14 protein-coding genes are annotated in these 20,469 nt (G+C 69.7%); 5 read left to right on the top strand and 9 right to left on the bottom strand.

The genetic code is table 11. The features are described 5' to 3' along the window. Nucleotides 1-4 precede the first annotated feature (4 nt). Together AC29IT_RS19705 and AC29IT_RS19700 are read left to right on the top strand one after the other, a co-directional pair. The gene (locus AC29IT_RS19705) at nucleotides 5-547 is read left to right on the top strand and encodes a YceI family protein (RefSeq protein WP_224956204.1); all 543 of its coding nucleotides are present in this window, start codon (nucleotides 5-7) and stop codon (nucleotides 545-547) included. 273 nt (nucleotides 548-820) lie between these two features. Further along, the gene (locus AC29IT_RS19700; protein ID WP_358436324.1) at nucleotides 821-1,546 is read left to right on the top strand and encodes an Rv1352/Rv1906c domain-containing protein; all 726 of its coding nucleotides are present in this window, start codon (nucleotides 821-823) and stop codon (nucleotides 1,544-1,546) included. A gap of 54 nt (nucleotides 1,547-1,600) precedes the next feature. Here AC29IT_RS19700 and AC29IT_RS19695 read toward each other — a convergent pair whose 3' ends face one another. The 3 genes from AC29IT_RS19695 to AC29IT_RS19685 form a co-directional block, all read right to left on the bottom strand. After that, on the bottom strand, nucleotides 1,601-2,074 hold the full coding sequence (locus AC29IT_RS19695) for an HIT family protein (protein WP_358436442.1): 474 nt from the start codon (nucleotides 2,072-2,074) through the stop codon (nucleotides 1,601-1,603). 86 nt (nucleotides 2,075-2,160) lie between these two features. After that, on the bottom strand, nucleotides 2,161-4,203 hold the full coding sequence (gene thrS, locus AC29IT_RS19690; protein WP_488219841.1) for a threonine--tRNA ligase: 2,043 nt from the start codon (nucleotides 4,201-4,203) through the stop codon (nucleotides 2,161-2,163). A gap of 163 nt (nucleotides 4,204-4,366) precedes the next feature. After that, complete coding sequence (locus AC29IT_RS19685) at nucleotides 4,367-6,517, bottom strand: putative bifunctional diguanylate cyclase/phosphodiesterase (protein ID WP_488219727.1); 2,151 nt, start codon at nucleotides 6,515-6,517, stop codon at nucleotides 4,367-4,369. Nucleotides 6,518-7,152: 635 nt separating this feature from the next. Here AC29IT_RS19685 and AC29IT_RS19680 point away from each other — a divergent pair. Further along, entirely contained in the window at nucleotides 7,153-8,505 is a 1,353-nt protein-coding gene (locus AC29IT_RS19680) for an FAD-dependent oxidoreductase (protein WP_358436329.1), read from the top strand. Between the two features lie 48 nt (nucleotides 8,506-8,553). On the opposite strand, the gene AC29IT_RS19675 is transcribed toward AC29IT_RS19680, so the two are convergent. Then, nucleotides 8,554-11,184, bottom strand: a complete 2,631-nt coding sequence (locus AC29IT_RS19675; protein ID WP_488219726.1) for an AAA family ATPase — start codon at nucleotides 11,182-11,184, stop codon at nucleotides 8,554-8,556. Between the two features lie 149 nt (nucleotides 11,185-11,333). Further along, complete coding sequence (locus AC29IT_RS19670; RefSeq protein ID WP_488219725.1) at nucleotides 11,334-12,164, bottom strand: putative RNA methyltransferase; 831 nt, start codon at nucleotides 12,162-12,164, stop codon at nucleotides 11,334-11,336. Between the two features lie 200 nt (nucleotides 12,165-12,364). On the opposite strand from AC29IT_RS19670, the gene AC29IT_RS19665 reads away from it, so the two are divergent. After that, nucleotides 12,365-13,780 (top strand): lipase maturation factor family protein, encoded by a 1,416-nt coding sequence (locus tag AC29IT_RS19665; RefSeq protein ID WP_488219724.1) that lies wholly within the window; start codon nucleotides 12,365-12,367, stop codon nucleotides 13,778-13,780. Between the two features lie 4 nt (nucleotides 13,781-13,784). On the opposite strand, the gene AC29IT_RS19660 is transcribed toward AC29IT_RS19665, so the two are convergent. The 4 genes from AC29IT_RS19660 to AC29IT_RS19645 form a co-directional block, all read right to left on the bottom strand. Further along, nucleotides 13,785-15,017, bottom strand: a complete 1,233-nt coding sequence (locus AC29IT_RS19660) for a class I SAM-dependent methyltransferase (protein ID WP_358436336.1) — start codon at nucleotides 15,015-15,017, stop codon at nucleotides 13,785-13,787. 24 nt (nucleotides 15,018-15,041) lie between these two features. Then, nucleotides 15,042-16,430, bottom strand: coding sequence for an FAD-binding oxidoreductase (locus AC29IT_RS19655; protein ID WP_488219723.1), 1,389 nt, complete (start codon nucleotides 16,428-16,430; stop codon nucleotides 15,042-15,044). A 511-nt stretch (nucleotides 16,431-16,941) separates the two neighbouring features. After that, nucleotides 16,942-17,949, bottom strand: coding sequence for an adenylate/guanylate cyclase domain-containing protein (locus tag AC29IT_RS19650; RefSeq protein ID WP_488219722.1), 1,008 nt, complete (start codon nucleotides 17,947-17,949; stop codon nucleotides 16,942-16,944). Continuing rightward, the gene (locus AC29IT_RS19645) at nucleotides 17,921-18,373 is read right to left on the bottom strand and encodes a universal stress protein (RefSeq protein ID WP_358436446.1); all 453 of its coding nucleotides are present in this window, start codon (nucleotides 18,371-18,373) and stop codon (nucleotides 17,921-17,923) included. The genes AC29IT_RS19650 and AC29IT_RS19645 overlap by 29 nt, the downstream gene beginning before the upstream one ends. Before the next feature lie 263 nt (nucleotides 18,374-18,636). Between AC29IT_RS19645 and AC29IT_RS19640 the strand changes: the two genes are divergently transcribed. Next, entirely contained in the window at nucleotides 18,637-20,085 is a 1,449-nt protein-coding gene (locus AC29IT_RS19640) for an amino acid permease (RefSeq protein ID WP_488219721.1), read from the top strand. Nucleotides 20,086-20,469: the final 384 nt, after the last annotated feature.

Below are 20,469 nucleotides of genomic sequence, written 5' to 3'. Positions count from 1 at the left end.
CCACATGAGCACTGCCACCACGATCCCCGGTTACGTCGTCGGCACCTGGGACATCGACAGCGTGCACTCCGACATCGAGTTCACCCTGCGCCACCTGGGCGTCGGTCGCTCCCGCGGCCGCTTCGACGGCTTCAGCGGCGAGATCGTCACCGCCGAGAACCCCCTCGACTCCTCGGTGACCGCGGACATCGACCCGGCCACGATCAACACCGGCAACGGCGACCGCGACGCGCACGTGCGCAACAGCGACTTCCTGGACGTGGAGAAGTTCCCGAAGGCGGGCTTCCGCTCCACCGGCATCCGCCAGGACGGCAGCGACTACGTCATCGACGGCGAGTTCACCCTGCACGGCGTGACCAAGCCGGTGTCGCTGGCGGCCGAGCTCGGCGGCTTCACCGACAACGGCCAGGGCGGCACCCTGCTCGGCATCTCCGCCTCCACCACGATCAACCGCACCGACTTCGGCGTCGGCCCCGAGGGCGGCGCCATGCTGGGCGAGAAGGTCAAGATCACCCTGGAGATCGAGGCCAACCTCCGCGCCGAGTGAGCACCCCTCGGACACGACGAAAGGCCGAGGACGCGATGTCCTCGGCCTTCGTCGTGTCCGGGGTCCGTTCTTGCGCCGAGAGGGCCGGCACCGGCGATTCACATCGAGCAAGAACATCGGAACGTTACGACGACGCGGCGAAATTGCCCCGCTAAGACCATTTTCTCCCCGAACGGTAACAACCCTCCGTGATCGATCGACATCGTGTTACGGAGCGCGCACATGGGGTGCGCACGCAGCGCCCGGAGTTCGGGCGGAAATGAGAAAATGGACATGAGTCAGTCGTTCAACACTTCGGCCACTCCACCGCAGTCCCCGCAGGGAATGCCACCGGGGACACCGCCGAAGCAGAAGGTCAAGAAATGGCCGTGGATCGTCGGCGGCATCGCGGTTCTGGCCCTGATCGGCGCGATCAGCTCAGGCGGTTCGACGGAACCGACCGCACCCGCAGCGCTGCCGAACAGCCCCGCGCCCGCGACGGCCGTCGTCGACGTCACGCTTCCCGACCTCGCGGGGAAGAACGGCCAGATCGCGCTCGACGAGTTGGCCGCGCTCGGCCTGACCGCCGTGACGCCCGCCGGTCAGGACCACGGCGGGAGCATGGTCGTGCTGCCTGCGAATTGGACCGTCGTGAAGATCGAGCCTGCGCCGGGCACCGTCGTGAAATCCGATTCCACCGTCGTCGTGACCATGACCAAGAACGGTCAGAACGCCGCCACCGACGGGGCTGGGAACGACGCGCGAGAATCGACGAATTCCGGCATCGGCGACGGGACCTACGTGGTCGGCACCGACATCGAACCCGGGACTTACAGGTCCGCCGGCCCGTCCAGTTCCGTCGTTCCCATGTGCTACTGGGCACGCCTGAAGGACACTTCGGGTGAATTCGACTCGATCATCGCGAACAACGTCGGCGAAGGACCCGCCACCGTCACCATCCAGGACGGCGACGGGGCGTTCGAGATCCGCGGTTGCAAGCCTTTCGAGAAGACCGGCTGAGTTCGTCGTTCCTCGCCTCGCCCATTCTCAGCGGGCGAGGCGAGGACGACCCGGTCAGGCGTGCCAGGCTTCGGCGAGGAGGCGGCGGGTGTCGCCGAGGAGTTGGGGCAGGACCTTCGTGTGGCCGATGACCGGCATGAAGTTCGCGTCCCCGCCCCAGCGCGGCACGACGTGCTGGTGCAGGTGCGCGGCGATGCCCGCGCCCGCCACCGGCCCCTGGTTGAGGCCGATGTTGAACCCGTGCGGCGCCGACACCTCGCGGATCACCCGCATCGCGCGCTTCGTGAACACCGCGACCGCCGTCGTCTCCTCGTCGGAGAGCTCCGTGTAGTCCGCAACGTGCCGGTACGGCAGCACCATCAGGTGCCCCGGGTTGTACGGGTAGAGGTTGAGGATCGCGAAGACCAGCTCGTCCCGGGCCACGATCAGCGTGTCCTCGTCCGGCAGGCCCGACTCCAGCAACCGGCAGAACGGGCAGCCCTCGCTGGCCTCGCCCTCCGGCTTGTTCTCGCCCTGGATGTAGGCCATCCGGTGCGGGGTCCACAGCCGTTGCAGCGCGTCCGGCACGCCGATGCCGCGCTGCTCGGAGTACTGGACCCCGCTGTCGTCGGACGTCACTCGGCCTCCGCCCCGGTCGCCAGCTCCGGCTGGAAGACGTCCGCGGTCGGCGAGGCGTTCTCGCGGCGCTCCACCCAGCGGCCGATGGCGGCCACCGCCTCCGCCACCGGCACCCCGTTGATCTGGGTGCCGTCGCGGAACCGGAACGACACCGCACCGGCCTCCACGTCCTTGCCGCCCGCCAGCAGCAGGAACGGCACCTTCTGCGTGGTGTGGTTGCGGATCTTCTTCTGCATCCGGTCGTCGCCGTGGTCGACCTCGGCGCGAATCCCCTTGGCGCGCAACGACTTCACCACGTCGACGAGGTGGTCGGCGTGCTCGTCGGCGATCGGGATGCCCACCACCTGCACCGGGGACAACCAGGCCGGGAACGCGCCCGCGTAGTGCTCGGTGAGCACGCCGAAGAACCGCTCGATGGAGCCGAACAGCGCCCGGTGGATCTTGATGGGGCGCTGCTTGGCGCCGTCCTTGCCGGTGTACTCCAGGTCGAACCGGTCCGGCAGGTGGTAGTCCACCTGGATCGTGGACATCTGCCAGCTGCGACCCAGCGCGTCCCGCGCCTGCACGGAGATCTTCGGCCCGTAGAACGCGGCGCCACCCGGGTCCGGCACCAGTTCCAGGCCGGAGGACTCCGCCGCCTCGCGCAGCGCGTCGGTGGCCACCCGCCAGCTCTCGTCGTCGCCGACGTACTTCTCGTCGTTGCGGGTCGACAGCTCCAGGTAGAAGTCCTCCAGGCCGTAGTCGCGCAGCAGGTCCAGCACGAACGACAGCAACGACTTCAGCTCGTCCTGCAGCTGCTCCGGCATGCAGTAGATGTGCGCGTCGTCCTGGGTCATGCCGCGCACCCGGGTCAGGCCGTGCACCACGCCGGACTTCTCGTACCGGTACACCGAGCCGAACTCGAACAGCCGCAGCGGCAGCTCCCGGTAGGACCGCCCGCGGGACCGGAAGATCAGGTTGTGGAACGGGCAGTTCATCGGCTTCAGGTAGTAGTCCTGGCCCGCCTTGCGCAGCACGCCGTTCTCGTCGCGCTCCTCGTCGAGGTGCATCGCCGGGAACATGCCGTCCTTGTACCAGTCGAGGTGCCCGGAGGTCTCGAACAAGGTGCCCTTGGTGATGTGCGGGGTGTTCACGAACTCGTAGCCCGCGGCCTCGTGGCGGCGGCGCGAGTAGTCCTCCAGCTCGCGCCGGATGATGCCGCCCCTCGGGTGGAACACCGGCAGCCCGGAACCGACCTCCTCCGGGAACGAGAACAGGTCCAGCTCGGCACCCAGCCTGCGGTGGTCGCGGCGCTCGGCCTCGGCCAGCCACTCCAGGTGCTCGGCCAGCGCCTCCTTCGACTCCCACGCGGTGCCGTAGACGCGCTGCAGCTGCTGGTTGTTCTGGTCGCCGCGCCAGTAGGCGGCGGCCACCCGGGTCAGCTTGAACGCGGGGATGAACTTGGTGTGCGGCACGTGCGGGCCGCGGCACAGGTCGCCCCACACGACCTCGCCGTGCCGGTCGATGTTGTCGTAGACGGTGAGCTCACCGGCGCCGACCTCCATCACCTCGCTGGTGTCGACCTCGTCCGCACCGGACTTGAGGTCGACCAGCTCCAGCTTGTACGGCTCGTTCGCCAGCTCCTCGCGCGCGGCCTCCAGCGAGTCGAGGCGGCGGCGGGAGAACTTCTGCCCGGACTTGATGAGCTGCTTCATGCGCTTCTCCAGCGCCTGCAGGTCCTCCGGGGTGAACGGGCGGTCCACGTCGAAGTCGTAGTAGAAGCCGTCCTTGACGGGCGGGCCGATGCCGAGCTTCGCGTCCGGGAACTGCTGCTGCACCGCCTGCGCCAGCACGTGCGCGGCCGAGTGGCGGATGACGCTGCGCCCGGCCTCGGTGTCGGCGGCGACCGGCTCGACCTCCACGTCGGACTCCGGCGCCCACGCGAGGTCGCGCAGCTCGCCGTCCTCGTCGCGGACCACGACGATCGCCTGCGGCCCCTGGCCGGGCAGGCCCGCTTCGGCGACGGCGGCGGCAGCGGTAGTGCCCGCCGGCACCTTCACCCTGGTGACCTGCTGGGCTTCGGGCGGCTGAACGGACACGATGACTCCTCGTGAAGAGCGGTCGCCGGAGGGACGACCCGCGGATGAACCGGCTGGCACTTGCCCTTTCGATGCTATCGGCCGCACGCCAGCCGTTTTCCGCCCCTGCCCGGCGCGGACGGGTTCAGCCGAGATCACCTTCCGCGATCATCGCCTCGATCTCCATCGCGGAGGCGAGCCCGCCCGCGCACGGCCCGATCACACCGCCCACGCCGAGCGCGCGCAGCCGGTTCGCCTGCTCCAGGGTGCGCACCCCGCTGCCGACGACGTGCAGGCCCAGCAGCCGCGCCGAACCGACCAGGCTGGACACCAGGTGCTCGTCCAGCGGGTCCGGCCCGCCCGGATCGGCGAACGAGTCCAGGTAGCCGCCGGTGAGCCGCACCGCGCACAGCGGCAGCCCGCGCAGCCGGGACACCTCCCGGTGGTCGTGGCCGAAGTCGTGCACGCCCAGCGTCAGGCCCATCTCGGCGAAGATCTCCAGCGCGTCGATCGGATCGCCGTGCTGGTCGAACAACGCCGTCTCCGGCACTCCGATGATCAGCTTGCTGGCGGACAGGCCGCTGTCGGCGAGGATGCGGCGCATGTCCGCGACCAGCTCCGGGTCCCGCAGCTGCCGCGCCGACAGGTCCACGGCCGCCACCGGCCCGCGGTCGCCGAACCGCTCCTGCCAGTGCACGGCGTGCGCGCACACCTGCTCCAGCATCCAGGTGCCGAGCCGGGTGATCAGGCCGGTCTCCTCGGCCAGGCCGAGGAAGTCCTCCGCGTCCAGCTCGCCGAACTCCGGGTGGTCCCAGCGCAGGTGCGCCCGCACGCCCACCAGCGAGGCGTCGTCCAGCCACACCACCGGCTCGTACTCCACGTACAGCTCGTGCTCGTGCAGCGCGGTCGGCATCGCCGCCGACAGGTGGAACCGCTCCTTGGCCGCCGCGTTGTGCGCCGGGTCGAACAGCGCCCACTGCGCCCGGCCCTCGTTCTTCGCGCGGTACAGGGTGATGTCGGCGTCCTGCAGCAGCTCGTCCGGGCCGGTGGCGGCGACCGCGGTCTCCACCACGCCGACGCTGGCCGACGCGGTGAGCAGGTGGCCGCACACCGACACCGGGCGGGTCACCTCCGCCAGCATGTGCTCGACGATCTCCACCAGCCGCGCCGCGCCCTGCGAATCGGGGATGAGCACCACGAACTCGTCGCCGCCCATCCGCGCCGCCAGCCCCGACTCCAAGGTCGCCAGCGCGTTGAGCCGTTGCGCCATCGCGCGCAGCAGCTCGTCGCCGACCGGGTGCCCGAGGCTGTCGTTGATCGCCTTGAAGCCGTCCAGGTCGAAGTAGCACAACCCGACGCGGCGGCCCGGGAACACCGGTTCCAGCGCCGCGTCCAAGGTGGTCTTGAGCAGGGTGCGGTTCGCCAGCCCCGTCAGCGGATCGTGCGTGGCCTGCCTGCGGAACTGCTCCTGGAGCATGTGCCGGTGCGTGATGTCCTCGTAGAGCAGCACCTGGTAGTCCGGCGCGCCGTGCGAGTCGCGCACCAGCGAGGCCGACACCTGCGTCCAGATGTGCGCGCCGTCGGCGCCGCTGAGCCGCGTCTCCGACTGGAACCGGTCCACCTCGCCCACCGACAGCGCCTCGACGTTCTCCACCAAGTCGTCCACCCAGTCCGGGTCGGCGAGGTCGAAGACGCTGCGGCCCACCAGGTCCTGGCAGACCTGCTCGAAGATGCCCTCCATCGGCGAGTTGACCTCTTCGATGATGCCGTCGAGCGTGACGATCGCGATGCCCAGCGCGGAGGACGTGAACACCGCGCGGAAGGACGCCTCGCTGGCGCGCAGCGCTTCCTCCGCCGCGTCCCTGGCCTGCAGCACGGCGCGCTTGATGACCTCCTGCTCGTCGAGGGTCTGTTCCCGCAGCTGCCCCGCGTAGGCGGCGGCGACGGCGCCCAGCACGGGCACCAGCTCGCCCGGCGCGGCCTGCGCGGGCCGCAGCTTCGGCAGTTCGGAACCGAGCATCCACAGCGTCCGGTCCAGCGCGGCGGGCCCGGTGAAGTGGATGCGCACCAGCCGTGCGCCGAGCTCGGCGGCGGCGTGCAGCAGCCGCTCCTCGTCACCGAAGGCGTCGAGGAGCGCGTCGAGCCGCTCCAGCAGGAAGCCCTCGATGTCGGCGCGCGCCAGCGGCACGTAGCTGGTGCGGATGATCTCGCGGGTCCAGCGGCGGACGAACTCGGTCCGATCCGCGGCCGAGTCGGCGCCGGAACCGTTCCCGGGGCCCTCGGAGGCTCCGATCATGACCCGGCACCGCCGATTCGGCTGCGGATTCCGCCATTTCCGGCGCTTTCGGGACGACTGTTTGCGCATGGGCATATTCCCCGGAGGAATGACGGCGGTATACCACCCCGGACGCGCCGCGACCGGCGCGCGCACCGGTCGGCGAGACGGCCGTTGGACCGGTGCTCGGCGCGGTCGGCGAGCGGCCGCGCAGCGGTCCCCGGAGCGCGCCGGAACCGGCGCCGCGCGGGGCGTTCTTCGAGGTGAACAGCATCAGGCAGCCGCTCCGGCCGCTGGTGCATCGTTGCCTCCCGAGTGCCGGTGTCCACGATGGCCGACCCGACTAAAGTCGGTACTCTACAAGATCTTTTTAAGGTGCAGGCACCAACGCCGAACGTGATCGTACTGTGACGGTGCGCGCCCGGTCATCCATCGATTCCGGAGACGCCACCCGGTCGAGCGAGAAGCGCTATGAGGCTTCTCACCGTCCGCATTCCGGGATTTCCGGTAAGGGCAACCTAAGCTGGAGGGCAGTCGGATCGCTCCGCGCGCGACGGGCACCCTAAAGCGGACCGCCCGGCACCCCGCCGCGGCACATCCACGACGGCCCGGGACCCAACCCGGCGCCACCTTTGAAGTCGAGCAGGAGGACACGCATGACCCGCCCACTGCGAGTTGCGATCGTCGGGGCCGGCCCCGCCGGCGTGTACGCCGCGGACATCCTGACGAAATCCGAGACGCCAGTGGACATCGACCTGCTCGACCGGATGCCCGCCCCGTACGGGCTCATCCGCTACGGCGTCGCGCCCGACCACCCGCGGATCAAGGGGATCGTGAACGCGCTGCGGCGCATCATGGAGAAGCCGGAGATCCGGTTCCTCGGCGGTGTGAACTACGGCGAGGACATCAAGCTCGAGCAGCTCCGGCACCACTACGACGCGGTGATCTTCTCCACCGGCGCCGACAAGGACCGGGCGCTGGACATCCCCGGCATCGACCTGGCGCACAGCCACGGCGCCGCGGACTTCGTCTACTGGTACGACGGCTACCCGGAGGCGACCCGCGACTGGACCTTGGACGCCAAGGAGGTCGCGGTGCTCGGCGCGGGCAACGTGGCCCTGGACGTGGCGCGGGTGCTCGCGAAGCAGGCCGACGACCTGCTCAGCACCGAGATCCCGGACAACGTCTACCAAGGCCTGAAGAACTCGCAGGTCACCGACGTGCACCTGTTCGCCCGCCGCGGTCCCGCGCAGGCCAAGTTCACGCCGCTGGAACTGCGCGAACTCGACCACCAGCCGGGCGTGGAGCTCATCGTGCACCCGGAGGGCTTCGAGCTCGACGAGGCCAGCGAAGAGGCCATCCGCAGCAACAACCAGGTCAAGACGATCGTCAAGACCTTCCAGGACTGGGCGCTGCGCGACGCGAAGAACGACACCCCGCGCCGGCTGCACTTCCACTTCCTGCGCGCGCCGGTCGAGGTGCAGGGCACCGACCGCGTCGAAGGCCTCCGCACCGAGGTCATGGAGCTCACCGGCGACGGCAACGTGCGCGGCACCGGCGAGTTCGAGACCACCCCGGTGCAGGCGATCTACCGCGCCGTCGGCTACCTGAGCTCCCCCGTGCCGGACATCCCGTTCGACCACGGCACCGGCACCGTCCCCAACGACGGCGGCCGGGTGCTCGACCTCGACGGCGAGCACATCACCGGCGTCTACACCACCGGCTGGATCAAGCGCGGGCCCGTCGGCCTCATCGGCCACACCAAGGGCGACGCGCTGGAGACCATCGGCAACCTGCTGGCCGACCTGGACTCGATGCCGACCGCCGAGGAGCCGGACCGCGACAGCGTGCTGCGGCTGCTGGACGACAACGGCGTCCGCTACACCACCTGGGACGGCTGGAACCTGCTCGACGCGCACGAGCAGGCGCTCGGCGAGGCCGCGGGCCGCGAGCGCATCAAGGTCGTCGAACGCGACGACATGATCAATATCTCCCGCTCGGAGAGCTGATCCCGCACGCGGAACGGCCCGCCGGTGTTCCGGCGGGCCGTTCTGGGTTCAGGGGGTGTAGTCGGGGAAGAAGTCGGTGGCCTTGCAGTCATCGCAGGGCTTGAGCAAGCGGTACCAGTGACAGGTCCGCGGCCAGTCGTCGGGACGAGATGCATCTGCATCACTCCTCGAACCGAATAACTGAGCGAGCTGAGACAGCTTGTCCCCATATTCATCGATGAAACTCACGCTCGGGTAGACGAAGTCAGCGTGGCTCGCTTTGTTCAACAAATACTCATCGCTCTTGTCGATGCTATCGAGCATTTTTGCGGTATTGTAATTCGCCCCCTTATGTGAATCACTTTTGCACTTGCCATGCATTTCGTTGATCTTCAACAGCCACGATCGAAGCCTTTCAGCGCGGTAACCAAGGGCCTGAGTTCTAGCCGCGACCACGGCAGCATCATCCTTGATGTACCCGTGCCCACGCGGCCCGAACACCTCCATCAAGTCCCCGGATATCGACTCGAGCGCCTGGCGAGCAAGGTTTCCCGCAGCGCTCCTCAGCCACAATCTATGTTCCGACTGCTTGTTTTCAGCAATGAGAGATTTGAGCCGATCAAGGTAACCAAGCGGCGATCGAACACTCAGCACCGTTCGAGGCCCCGAGTCGGACTCCTTGTCAAGCTCGAGATGCCACTGCACCGTACACGGAAGTCGACTTCCGTGCACCTCCCAAAGCCGCTGCACTAATTGCTGGTCGTGCGTGAGAACGACGATCTGCCGCTTTGCCTCACCCGTGAGAGGCCCCAAGAGATCACCTACCCCGTCGCTCGCCAGCTTCCTGACGGTTTCCGCGTCGAGCATGTCCGTCGGATCGTCGAGGATCAACGGTGCCCCGACGTGCTCCCGCTCGATCGTCGCGAGGTGGCAGGCGAGTCCGAGCATGTCGAGCTGCGAATCGGACAACCGGCCGATAGCCGTCACCTTGCCGCCTTCGATCAACACGCTCAGGCGTGGACCGCCATTACTTCCGTCGACCTTCAGCTTGATCGCCGGGGTGTGCGCCGGAGCCAGCTTGCGGATCCACGAGTTGATGGGATCGGCCAGGTCCGCGAGTTTCTCGTCCAGCACCTGGGTGCGACGCTTTCCGATGTGGGTGGCAGCAGTCTTCAACGCGGCTGCCAAAGCCTTCGAGCGCTCCTTTTCGCAGATCACTTCGGCGATGTGGTGCGCGGCGTCCCGCTCCTGCTCAGCTGCCCGCAGTTCATCTCCACGGAGGGACCGAACCGTCTCGGACCGCGACAGCTCCACCGAACTCGCCCGATCTACGACGCGGCCACGTACCTCGCCCAGGTCCACCATGCTCCGCACGACGGAGCGCAACGCCTCCGGTGTCAGCTGTTGCCTGGCCGATTCGACGGCCGCACGAAGTCGTTCGCTCCGGTCGGCCCACTCCGCGACGGACCGCTGCAACTCGTGATAGCCGGTGGTGAACTCACCGCCACCGGGAAAGGCGTTCAGGGCCGTCTCGTCCCACACCGGCGCGGTCCAGTGGAGGTCCCGACCAGAGATCCTCATCAGCTCGTCCCGGGCGGCGCCGCGGAGCTGTTCGACCCGCTCCCGTGCCTCGCGAGCACCCTCACCGGCGGCGAGGGACCGCTGCACCTCGCCGATCCGCGCAGCGGTCACCGCACCGACCGCGCACGCCGGACAGGACTCACCTTCCTCGGCCACGGCGAGAAACGCTTTGAACAGCCGCACGACGGCATCCTCGATCACGACCGGCGGAGCACTGGTCACCTGCGCATCGAGCCGATCAGCGAGATCGCCCACATCAGTCACATCGGGCACCGCCGGTGGTGGCTGGAACGGGCTGCTCCAGACCTCAGGATGAGCCTGAGTGCCCGATTGCCGCCGGAGCAGATCCACCCGGTCGCGGGCAGCCGACTCGATGATCTTGGCAATGTCATCCACTCCGGTTCCTGCTTGGGAACCGTTCTGGGCGAGGAACTCGGTCGCTCTCGATACGACGTGACCGGGGCCCGACGGCGCTGCGGACAACAGCCGAGCGACCTCGTTTTCCAAGGATTTCTTGGCATCGCCCCACAGCATCGCGGTGGGAGTCAACCCGACCGCGTCTCCTAGCGCGGTCGCCCGGTCGACGCCACTGGAATTGATGATCTCCCTAAGCCGTCGTCGCGCGAGGAGCTGCACTGCGGGCACTCCAGCCGCCCCGACACCCCAGCTCCCCGACCAAGTCACGTCTCGACCGGTTCCATCCTGGTTCCACGTGATCGAAACGCATGGGGCGATGACACCCTTTCCGTCCACTGTGGAATGCTGTATGTGCGCCTCGTCCTTGACCTCGTTCTTCAGGTTGGGCGTCTGCTTCGCGCGAGTGGTCGCTCCCGTGGTGAGCAGCTCGACCGCATCGACGAAGCTGGTCTTTCCGGTTCCGTTCTCGGCGTAGACGATTGTGAGCCCGCGGGAGAGCTCCAGTTCCTGCTCTTCGCCGAAGGAGCGGATGCCCTGCACTCGGATGGATTCGATGTGCCCGTCGAACGGTGGCTGCGGCTGCGGTTCGTCCTCGGCGGTGAGCTCGTCGACGATCTTCCTCGCCTCGTCGTCGGTAGGATCGTCGAGCCCCTCGATCCGCCGGATGATCTCGCGCCCCAGGCTTTCTTCTTCCACGGACACCGCACCTCGTTTCAGCATTTGACACACTGATTGCGACGAATGCGAACACTACTGGTGCCGATGGACCACGTTTCCATTTCCCCATTCAGCGCAGCGAATGGAATATGCCGACGCGGAACGTACTCGAATCGGCGGAACGGAATGCTCCGTCAGCGGCGCCGGTACGTCGAGAGGGTGATGGAGGCGGTGACCGGGAACGGGTCCGGCAGCTCGGCGATGCGGGCCGGGAGGGAGTCGGCGGTGTGCCAGGCGTTGGGTCCCATGCCGACGAGGGTGCCGAGCTCGGACGGGCCCAGGTGCAGCGGGAACTCGCGGGTGGTGGTGGCGATCGGGTCGAAGTGCCCCGCGAGCTGCTCCGCGAGCCGCTGCGGTTTCCGCTCGTCCACGCTGAGCAGCCCCAGCGCCGCCACGAGTTCGGCCAGGTGCCCGGTGTTCGGGGTGACGACCAGCAGGTGCCCGCCGGGACGCAGCACGCGATGCGTCTCGGCGGGGTTGCGCGGGGCGAACGCGTTGAGCACCGAGCCGACGGCCGCGTCGCGCAGCGGCAGTCCCTGCCACGCGTCGGCGAGCACCGCGGACGCGCGCGGGTGCGCCTTCGCCGCACGGCGGGAGGCGAACTTGGAGACGTCCAGCGCCACGCCCACCTCGTCCGGCACCCGGTCCAGCGCGCGCGCCAGGTAGTGCCCGGTGCCCGCGCCCAGGTCCAGCAGCGGTCCACCGGTGTGCGCTCCGGCCGTCGCGTCGGCCAGCGCCGTGGAGATCGGGTCGTAGTGGCCCGCGGCGAGGAAGTCCGCGCGGGCCGCGATCATCGGGGCGGTGTCGCCGAGCGCGGGGGCACCGCGGCCGCCGAGCAGGCTCACGTAGCCCTGCTTGGCCAGGTCGAAGGAGTGGTTCGCCGCGCAGCGCAGCGCGCCGCCGGCCGGTTCCAGCCCGGCCCCGCAGTGCGGGCACGCCAGCAGCCGCGCCACGTCGTCCAACATCGCTTCCCGCCTCCCCGACGGAGCATCCTAAGCTCCGCGCCCCGGAGCGAGGACGGGCGAGGCACCGACGCGGGGGCGAGTGGGTCACCTGGTGAGCCGGCGCGCGTCGGGCACCCCCGGAGCGGCCACCGCGGTGAGCACCTCGAAGCCTGGTGAGCCGGCGCGCGAGCCGGGCACCCCTCGGGAAGGAGGAGGACCGGATGGGTTCGTGGTTCTGGGCACCGGAGTACGCGCAGGCGCGGGAGGTGTGCACGCGCCTGGTGGGCCTCGCATACCTGCTGGGCTTCGCGGCGGCCGTGCACCAGTTCCGGCCGCTGGCCGGGGAGCACGGGCTCACCCCGGCGCCGCGGTTCCTGCGCGCGGCCGGGTTCCGGCGCGCTCCGAGCCTGTTCCACCTGCACTACTCGGACCGCGCGTTCGGCGCGGTCGCCTGGACCGGGGTGCTGCTCGCCCTCGCCGCGGTGCTCGGCGTGCCCGCGGTGCTGCCGCTGTGGGCGTGGCTGCTGGGGTGGCTGGTGCTGTGGGTGCTGTACCTGTCGATCGTCAACATCGGGCAGGTCTGGTACGGCTTCGGCTGGGAGTCGCTGCTGCTCGAAGCGGGTTTCCTGGTGATCTTCCTGGGCCCGGCGCACACCACTCCCCCGGCGCCGGTGCTGTGGTTGCTGTGCTGGCTGCTGTTCCGCGTCGAGTTCGGCGCCGGGTTGATCAAGCTGCGCGGTGACGAGTGCTGGCGCGACCTGACGGCGCTGCGCTACCACCACGAGACGCAGCCGATGCCGGGGCCGCTGAGCCGGTTCTTCCACCGGTTGCCGGGTCCGCTGCACCAGGTGGAGGTGCTGGCGAACCACGGCACCCAGCTGGTGGTGCCGTTCGCGCTGTTCGCGCCGCAACCCGCGGCGGACGTGGCGGCGGCGCTGATCGTGCTCACCCAGTGCTGGCTGCTGCTGAGCGGAAACTTCGCCTGGCTGAACCTGGTCACGATCGCGCTGGCGTGCTCGGCGATGGACGACCGGCTGCTGCGGTTCCCCGCCCCGGAGATGCGGAATTCCCCGCTGTGGCACCAGGTCCTGGTGCTGGCGCTGGTGGCGGGGATGCTGGTGATCGCGCGCCACCCGGTGCGCAACATGCTGGGCCGCCACCAGGTGATGAACCGCAGCTTCAACCGGCTGCACCTGGGCGGCACCTACGGCGCGTTCGGCTCGGTGACCCGCACCCGCTACGAGGTCGTCGTCGAGGGAACTCCCGACCGCAGCGGGGAATCCGGCTGGCGCGAGTACGAGTTCCCCGGCAAACCGGGAGATCCGCGCCGCCGCCCGCCGCAGGTGGCGCCGTACCACCTGCGGCTGGGCTGGCTGCTCTGGTTCGTCGCGATCGCCCCGAGCCACGGCCGGACCTGGCTGCCCGCGCTGCTGCGCGGATTGCTGCGGGGCGACCGGGGAATCCGCCGCCTGGTGCGACACGACCCGTTCCCGGACGCGCCACCGGTCCTGGTCCGGGTGCGGCTCTACCGCTACCGCTTCGCGGACCGCGCCGAGCACCGGGCGGGCCGCTGGTGGTCCCGAGAACCGGCGGGCGACCTGCTCCCGCCGATGTCGGCCGCGGACCTGCCCGGCTGATCCGTCACCAGGTGGGGCGCAGCGGCATGTCCGCGGCGCCGTCGGCGAGGCGGACGGCGAGCATCTGGTGCAGCTGGATGTTGTTGAGCTCGAAGCCCAGCCGGGAACCGGCCATGTACAGCCGCCAGATCCGCGCCCGCGCCGGGCCGACCTCCCGCACCGCCTCGTCCCAGTGCTCCTCCAGGTTCGCGCACCAGTCCCGCAGCGTGAGCGCGTAGTGCTCGCGCAGGTTCTCGGTGTGGCGCACCTCGAAACCGGTGTCGTGCATCGCCGACATGAGCGTCCCGGGGCCTTCCAGCTCGCCGTCGGGGAACACGTATCGGCCGATGAACTTGCCGGGCTTGGAGGCACGGGTCCCGTCGGGCCGGGTGATGGAGTGGTTCAGGAACCGGCCGCCGGGCCGCAGCTTCGCGTGCATCGCGGAGAAGTAGCCGGGCAGCTGCGCGAGTCCGATGTGCTCGGTCATGCCGATGGAGCTGATCGCGTCGAAGTCCGCCTCGGGCACGTCCCGGTAGTCCAGGTGCCGCACTTCGGCGAGGTCGGCGAGACCGCGCTCCACGATGGCCTTCTGCGCCCACTGCGCCTGCTGCCGGGACAGGGTGACGCCGATGGCCCGCACCCCGTAGTGCTCGGCCGCGTGCATCACCATGCCGCCCCAGCCGCAGCCGACGTCGAGCAGCCGCATCCCCTCCCGCAGGCCGAGCTTGCGCGCCACCAGGTCGTGCTTGGCGTACTGCGCCTGTTCCAGGGTGGCGTCGGCGTCCGGGTACACCGCGCAGGTGTAGGCCATCGACGGACCCAGCACCCACTCGTAGAACCGGTTCGACACGTCGTAGTGGTAGGACACGGACTTGCTGTCCCGCAGCTTCGAATGCCGCAGGCCGCCGCGCGGCCGGTACTCCTCCGGCGGCGGTCCGACCGGCCACCAGAACCGCTGCGCGCCGAGCCGCACCGCCAGGTCGAGCTTGGTGCGGGCGGGGACTTCGGCGACGGCGATCGACGGGAACCGGGACAGCGCCTCGTGCATGTCGCCGTGCACTTCCAGCGCACCGGTGACGTAGGCCCTGGCGAGCCCCAGCTCGTCCGGGGAGGCCGCCAGGTGCGACAACGCCAGCGGAGAGCGGATCTCCACCACCACGTCGGCTCCGGCCCGTCCCGCGCGGCTCCCGTCGTAGGCGCGGAACTCGACGTCGAGCCCGTCGCCCAGGATGCGCGGGAACACCTCTGCCCAACCCATGTTCGGTTCTCCTCCCTGCTGGCCCTACCGCTTGCCGACGCACTTCTCGTACAGGCCGGGAAGGCGGTCGTCCGGGTCGTAGCGCCGCTTCAACTTCTCGTAGGCGGGACGGTTGTAGAGCCGCCAGAACTCGTCCGGCTCGTAGAACGAGTCGGAGTACAGCGACTTGTGCCCGTCCAGTTCGCCGACCACGTCTTCGATGGCGCGGTTGTACTCGCCCGGGGCGTCGCCCGGTTTCGTGTCCACTGCGGACCAGAAGCCCACGTTGACGTAGAGCTCCGCCGGATCCATCGGGTACAGCGACCAGCCCTGCGGATCGCGCAGCCGGACCGGGCACAGCCAGACCGGTTCGATGCCGATCTCGCGGTGGAAGAACTCCAGGAACTCGGGCAGCCTGCGCACCGGGATCTCCACGTCCTGGATGACGGGTTCGCTGCCCGCGGCGCCGCGGGCGCGGGCGAGCCGGTCGGAGAACCCGGCGCGGCGGTCCCAGGCCACGATGCGGCGGTAGACGTCGGAGCGGCGGTACTTGCGCGGCCACAGCGCGCGGACCGCGGGCCGCTGCACGCCGAACGCGCGGGAGCACCAGAACCAGTCGGTGTCCCAGCGCCACAGGTAGTCGTGGGTCGTCAGGTGGTCGGTCTGCTGCTCGCGCAGCGACCGGTAGTAGATGCGCTGCCCGGTGTAGTCGCTGGTGCCGGGAGCTTCGTCGACGTAGGTGCCGACGGTGAGGTACTGCTCGTCGGCGGCGAACACGGTGCCGTCGACGAAGTCGGCGCGGTGGCCCTCGAATTCCCCGTCGCGGCAGATCTCCTCGATGGCGGCGGTGCACTCCTCGGCGGTGGAGAACCGGATGTGCCGCAGCCGCACGTAGGGCCGGGTGCGTTCGACCTCCACCTCGAGGCGCAGCGCGTAGCCGAGGGTGCCGTAGGAGTTCGGGAAGCCGCGGTACAGGTCGGCGTGCTCGTTGTCCGGCCGTGCCACCACGACGTCGCCGGCGCCGGTGAGGATCTCCATCTCGCGCACCGATTCGTGCGGCAGTCCGCTGCGGAACGAGCTGGACTCGATGCCGAGCCCGGCGACCGCGCCGCCGAGGGTGATCGTCTTGAGCTGCGGGATGACCAGCGGCATCCGGCCGGTGGGCAGGTGCGCGGCCACGACGGACTCGTAGGTGGCCATGCCCTGCACCTGCGCGGTGCCCGCGTCGGGGTCGACGGACAGGACGCGGTTCAGCTTGCCGACGTCGAGGCCGGTGGTGGTGCCGGGGGCGCGGAACCGGAACAGGTTGCTGGTGGGTTTCGCGAGCCGCACCTGCTGCCCGGGCGGGATCTTCGCGTACTGGTCGACCAAGGCGGCGACCTCGTCGGAGTGGTTCGCTGACACTGCTCCCGAGGTACCCGGATCGACTCCCATGAGTCCGACCATATTGCTCCGGCCGAGACCCGGCATCCCACTTCCGGCAGCTCGACGGCCCGCGATGACCAGCGCTGCCGGGCAAATCGCCCATTTCCCGATCGGCCGGACGAGGGCCGCGAACCCCCGATTCGGTTGCGTCACGCAACCGATTTCGCAGGTCACCCGACCGAGCGAGACCCGGCGAACCCGGCGCGCGGCAGCCGCCCGACCAGGGCGGTTGCGCCGATCGAGCGATCTCGATCACATCGGCCCGCGTGACCGCCCGAACGGCCCAGCCCGTGCCCGACCGGCCACCGAGCGTGCTCCGGCGAGCGGCCCACCCGCTGCGACGCGGTCGGGCCGCTCAGCGCCGGCGGGCGCGGCAGACCGTCCGGTGTCAGCGGGCACGGCAGACCGTCCGGTGTCAGCGGGCGCGGCAGGCCGCTCGGCATCAGCGGACGCGGTCGGGCCGCGCGGTGTCAGCCGGCACGGCAGGCCGCGGTGTCAGCGGGTTCGGCGGGCCGCGGTGTCAGCGGGCGCGGCGGAGGGCGTAGGCGCGCAGGCCGCGGAAGCTCTGCACCTTCGTCGGGCCGATCGACGTCAACGAGTACGCCGGGTGCGACCGCAGCGACGTCGCCAGCTCCCGGTCCACCAGCGCCGACGCCGGCCGCGCCACCGAGGTGAGCCTGCTGGCGATGTTCACCGTGGACCCGTACACGTCGCCGAACCGGGCCAGCACCGGGCCCTGCGCCAGGCCGATCCGCAGCGGCGGCAGCTTGCCGGAACCGGGGATCCGCTCGTTCAGCGTCAACGCGATCTCGGCGGCGTCGGCCGCGGTGTCGGTGACGAACAGGACCTCGTCGCCGACGGTCTTCACGATGCGCCCGCGGTTCTCCGCGACCACCGCGGTCGCGGTCTCCTCGAACTCGTCGATGAGCCTGCCCAGCTCGACCTCGCTGAAATCGCGGATCAGCCGGGTGTAGCCGACCAGGTCGGCGAAGCCGATCACCTGCAGCCGCTCGTCGCCGTCCCCGACCTGCTCGGTCAGCTCGCGCGCCGCGGTCGCCGCGAGGTGCCTGCGCCACACGTAGCCCTGCAGTTCCTCCATCACCGGCGTGATCGCCTCGGCGAACTGCGCGGTCACGTCCAGGTCCTCGGCGAAGCGGTCGCCGAGCACCGAGCGGAAGATCGCCACCTGCCACTCGGCGAGCCGCGACATCGTCTGCGCGAGGGTGCGGGCGACCGCCGTCTCCAGCTCCGCGGTGATCACGTCCGCCGAGACGAGCTGCACGAGCATGCGCACCGCCTGCACGTCGGCGTCGGTGAACACCACCTCGTCGTCCTCGACGTGGGCGAAGCCCATCGCCTGCCACAGCCGCTCCGCGCGGGCCAGCTCCACATCGGCCGCCGCGGCCACGTCCGCCTTGGTGTACCTGGGTTCGCCGCCCAGCAGCGCCTTCTCGACCTCGTGGCCCAGCGGGGATTCCGCCTGGCCGCGAGGCCCGTCCTCATCGCGAGGTCCGGACAACGAGCACATCACAATCCGCCCGGCGGGAGACCTCGGAAGGCACCGACCCGAGCAATCGGCCTTTCAGCGTGTTCAAACCCCTGCTGCCCACCACGAGCAGATCCGCCGACACCTTGCCCGCGGCCTCCACCAGCGACGTCACCGGCGCGCCCACCACGGCGATCGTCTCCACGTCGGTGGCGCCGGTCTGCGCGGCCAGGTCGGCGGCCTCCAGCAGCGTCTGCTCCGCCGGGGCCGAGCCGATCACCTGGAACGCCTCGCCGCCCAGCTCGTCCTGGGCCTGCTCGACCTCCCGATCGCTGCTCGGGTAGTAGGCGCACACGATGACCAGTGTGGCCGACGTGTCGGCGGCCACCGCCGCCGCCTTCGTCACCGCTCGCAACGAGGGCGTCGACCCATCCGTTCCGACGACGACACTCCGGTAGCTGGACATCAGCCGATCACCCTCCATCGCGTGACGCGCGCGGCGCGCGGACGTGAACACTAACGACCGGGTGGCGCGCGCGTCACGCTGTTCGGGCAAGACATCCCCCGGAGCACGCGCATGCCGGTACGACCGCGCCGAATCGTGATCTACATCGATCATCGTGTGGGCCGACAACGAACGGCGCGGAACGTCGTCGCGCCCCACAACCACCCGGGTGGCGCGGACCGCGTACGTTTCGCGCCAACTTCGAAGATGATCAGGAGGACGCGATGGCGGAACCTGGGCTCAGCCCCGGCAAGGGAATGCTGCGGCGCAAACCCATCGACGCGATCACCGAGGACGACGGGGAGTCCGGCGGGCTCCAGCGCACCCTCGGGTTGTGGCAGCTGACCGCGATCGGCGTCGGCGGCATCATCGGCGCGGGCATCTTCTCGCTCGCCGGGGCCGTCGCCCACGGCAAGGCCGGACCCGCGGTGCTGATCTCGTTCCTCCTCGCGGGGATCGCCAGCGCAGCGGCGGCGTTCTCCTACGCCGAGTTCGCCGGGATGATCCCGAAGGCGGGCTCCGCGTACACCTACGGCTACGCGGTGCTCGGCGAGATCGTCGGCTGGCTCATCGGCTGGGACCTGCTGCTGGAGTACACCGCGATCGTGTCCGTGGTGGCCATCGGCATCTCCGGCTACTTCACCGAGCTGCTCGGCTTCCTGCACATCGAGCTGCCGCTGTGGATGGTCGGCGCGCCGGGCACCGAAGGCGGGGACGCGCCACCCGGCAGTTACAAGATCAACCTGTTCGCGGTGCTGCTGTGCCTGCTCATCGCGTTCGTGCTCAACCAGGGCATGAAGAACGCCGCCCGGTTCGAGACCGCGCTGGTCTACCTCAAGGTCGGCGTCGTGCTGCTCGTCGTCATCGTCGGCGCGTTCCACATCAACGCGGGCAACTACACGCCGTTCTTCCCGTTCGGCATCGGCGGCGCCATCACCGGTGCGGCGACCGTGTTCTTCGCGGTGTTCGGCTACGACGCGATGTCCACCGCTGCCGAGGAGTCCAAGGACTCGCAGAAGCACATGCCGAAGGCGATCCTGTACTCGCTGATCATCTCGATGGTGCTGTACGTGCTGGCCTGCCTGGTGCTCACCGGCATGATCCCGTACCAGGAGATCAGCGAGGAGAGCGCGTTCGCCACCGCGTTCGCCGACGTGGGCCTGCCCGTGGTCGGCGCGATCATCGCCGTCGGCGCGATCCTCGGCATCCTCACCGTGCTGTTCACCTTCATGCTCGGCGCCACCCGCGTCGGCTTCGCCATGTCCCGCGACGGGCTGCTGCCGCAGTGGTTCTCCCGCACCCACCCGGTGCGGAAGGTCCCGACCCGGTTCACCTGGCTCATCGGCATCGTCTCCGCCGTGTTCGCCGGGCTGCTGCCGATCGAGGAGGCCGCGGAGCTCACCAACATCGGCATCCTGCTGGCGTTCGTCGTGGTCTGCGCCGCGGTGATCGTGCTGCGCTACAAGCGGCCCGAGCTGCCGCGCGGGTTCCGCACGCCCGGCATGCCGGTGGTGCCGCTGGTCGGCATCGTGTTCTCGCTGTGGCTGGTGACGTTCCTGGCGCCGGAGACGTGGCTGCGGTTCGCCGTCTGGTTCGCGATCGGGCTCGTCGTGTACGCGGCGTACGGCTACCGCCACTCGAAGATGAACCAGCGGTCCGACGACCCGGCGTGAGTGCTCGTCTCCCCGCTTCTGCTGCGTAGTGGTGGGGTGGCGGAACCTCAGCGGTTCCCTCGCTGCGGGATCGATTTCACAGGTGGCTCCGCCACATGAGAAATCGCCGTCCTCGCGAGGCGGCCGCTGAGAACCCGCGGGTGGTCCTGTTGCTCGGGTGGTCGTCAGCTCAGCGGCTTCGCCGCTGACGGGAAACCGGCGAAGGACCTGCGGCCGGTTCGATGACCGGCCGTCCGCCCGGCGGTGCGGCGGGCGGTGAGTCGACGATCACCTGAATCGGGCCCGGGCGCGGTGCAGTGCATCACAGCGCGCCCGGGTACCCGAGATCTAGGGTTGCCGGTGCCGCCGAGCTCGGCGGCACCGGTGCGGACCGGCCCGTGCAGC

The organism is Saccharopolyspora sp. MMCC62 (genome assembly GCF_057736575.1).
Note: the sequence above shows the minus strand (reverse complement) of the source record. Positions and strands in the feature narration are given on the sequence as shown.

Bases quoted from the DNA above. Each gene is read 5' to 3' on its own strand.
- AC29IT_RS19705 (WP_224956204.1), top strand. From the start codon at position 5: ATGAGCACTGCCACCACGATCCCCGGTTACGTCGTCGGCACCTGGGAC.
- AC29IT_RS19700 (WP_358436324.1), top strand. From the start codon at position 821: ATGAGTCAGTCGTTCAACACTTCGGCCACTCCACCGCAGTCCCCGCAG.
- AC29IT_RS19695 (WP_358436442.1), bottom strand. From the start codon at position 2,074: ATGGCCTACATCCAGGGCGAGAACAAGCCGGAGGGCGAGGCCAGCGAG.
- AC29IT_RS19685 (WP_488219727.1), bottom strand. From the start codon at position 6,517: ATGATCGGAGCCTCCGAGGGCCCCGGGAACGGTTCCGGCGCCGACTCG.
- AC29IT_RS19680 (WP_358436329.1), top strand. From the start codon at position 7,153: ATGACCCGCCCACTGCGAGTTGCGATCGTCGGGGCCGGCCCCGCCGGC.
- AC29IT_RS19670 (WP_488219725.1), bottom strand. From the start codon at position 12,164: ATGTTGGACGACGTGGCGCGGCTGCTGGCGTGCCCGCACTGCGGGGCC.
- AC29IT_RS19665 (WP_488219724.1), top strand. From the start codon at position 12,365: ATGGGTTCGTGGTTCTGGGCACCGGAGTACGCGCAGGCGCGGGAGGTG.
- AC29IT_RS19660 (WP_358436336.1), bottom strand. From the start codon at position 15,017: ATGGGTTGGGCAGAGGTGTTCCCGCGCATCCTGGGCGACGGGCTCGAC.
- AC29IT_RS19655 (WP_488219723.1), bottom strand. From the start codon at position 16,430: ATGGGAGTCGATCCGGGTACCTCGGGAGCAGTGTCAGCGAACCACTCC.
- AC29IT_RS19650 (WP_488219722.1), bottom strand. From the start codon at position 17,949: ATGTGCTCGTTGTCCGGACCTCGCGATGAGGACGGGCCTCGCGGCCAG.
- AC29IT_RS19645 (WP_358436446.1), bottom strand. From the start codon at position 18,373: ATGTCCAGCTACCGGAGTGTCGTCGTCGGAACGGATGGGTCGACGCCC.
- AC29IT_RS19640 (WP_488219721.1), top strand. From the start codon at position 18,637: ATGGCGGAACCTGGGCTCAGCCCCGGCAAGGGAATGCTGCGGCGCAAA.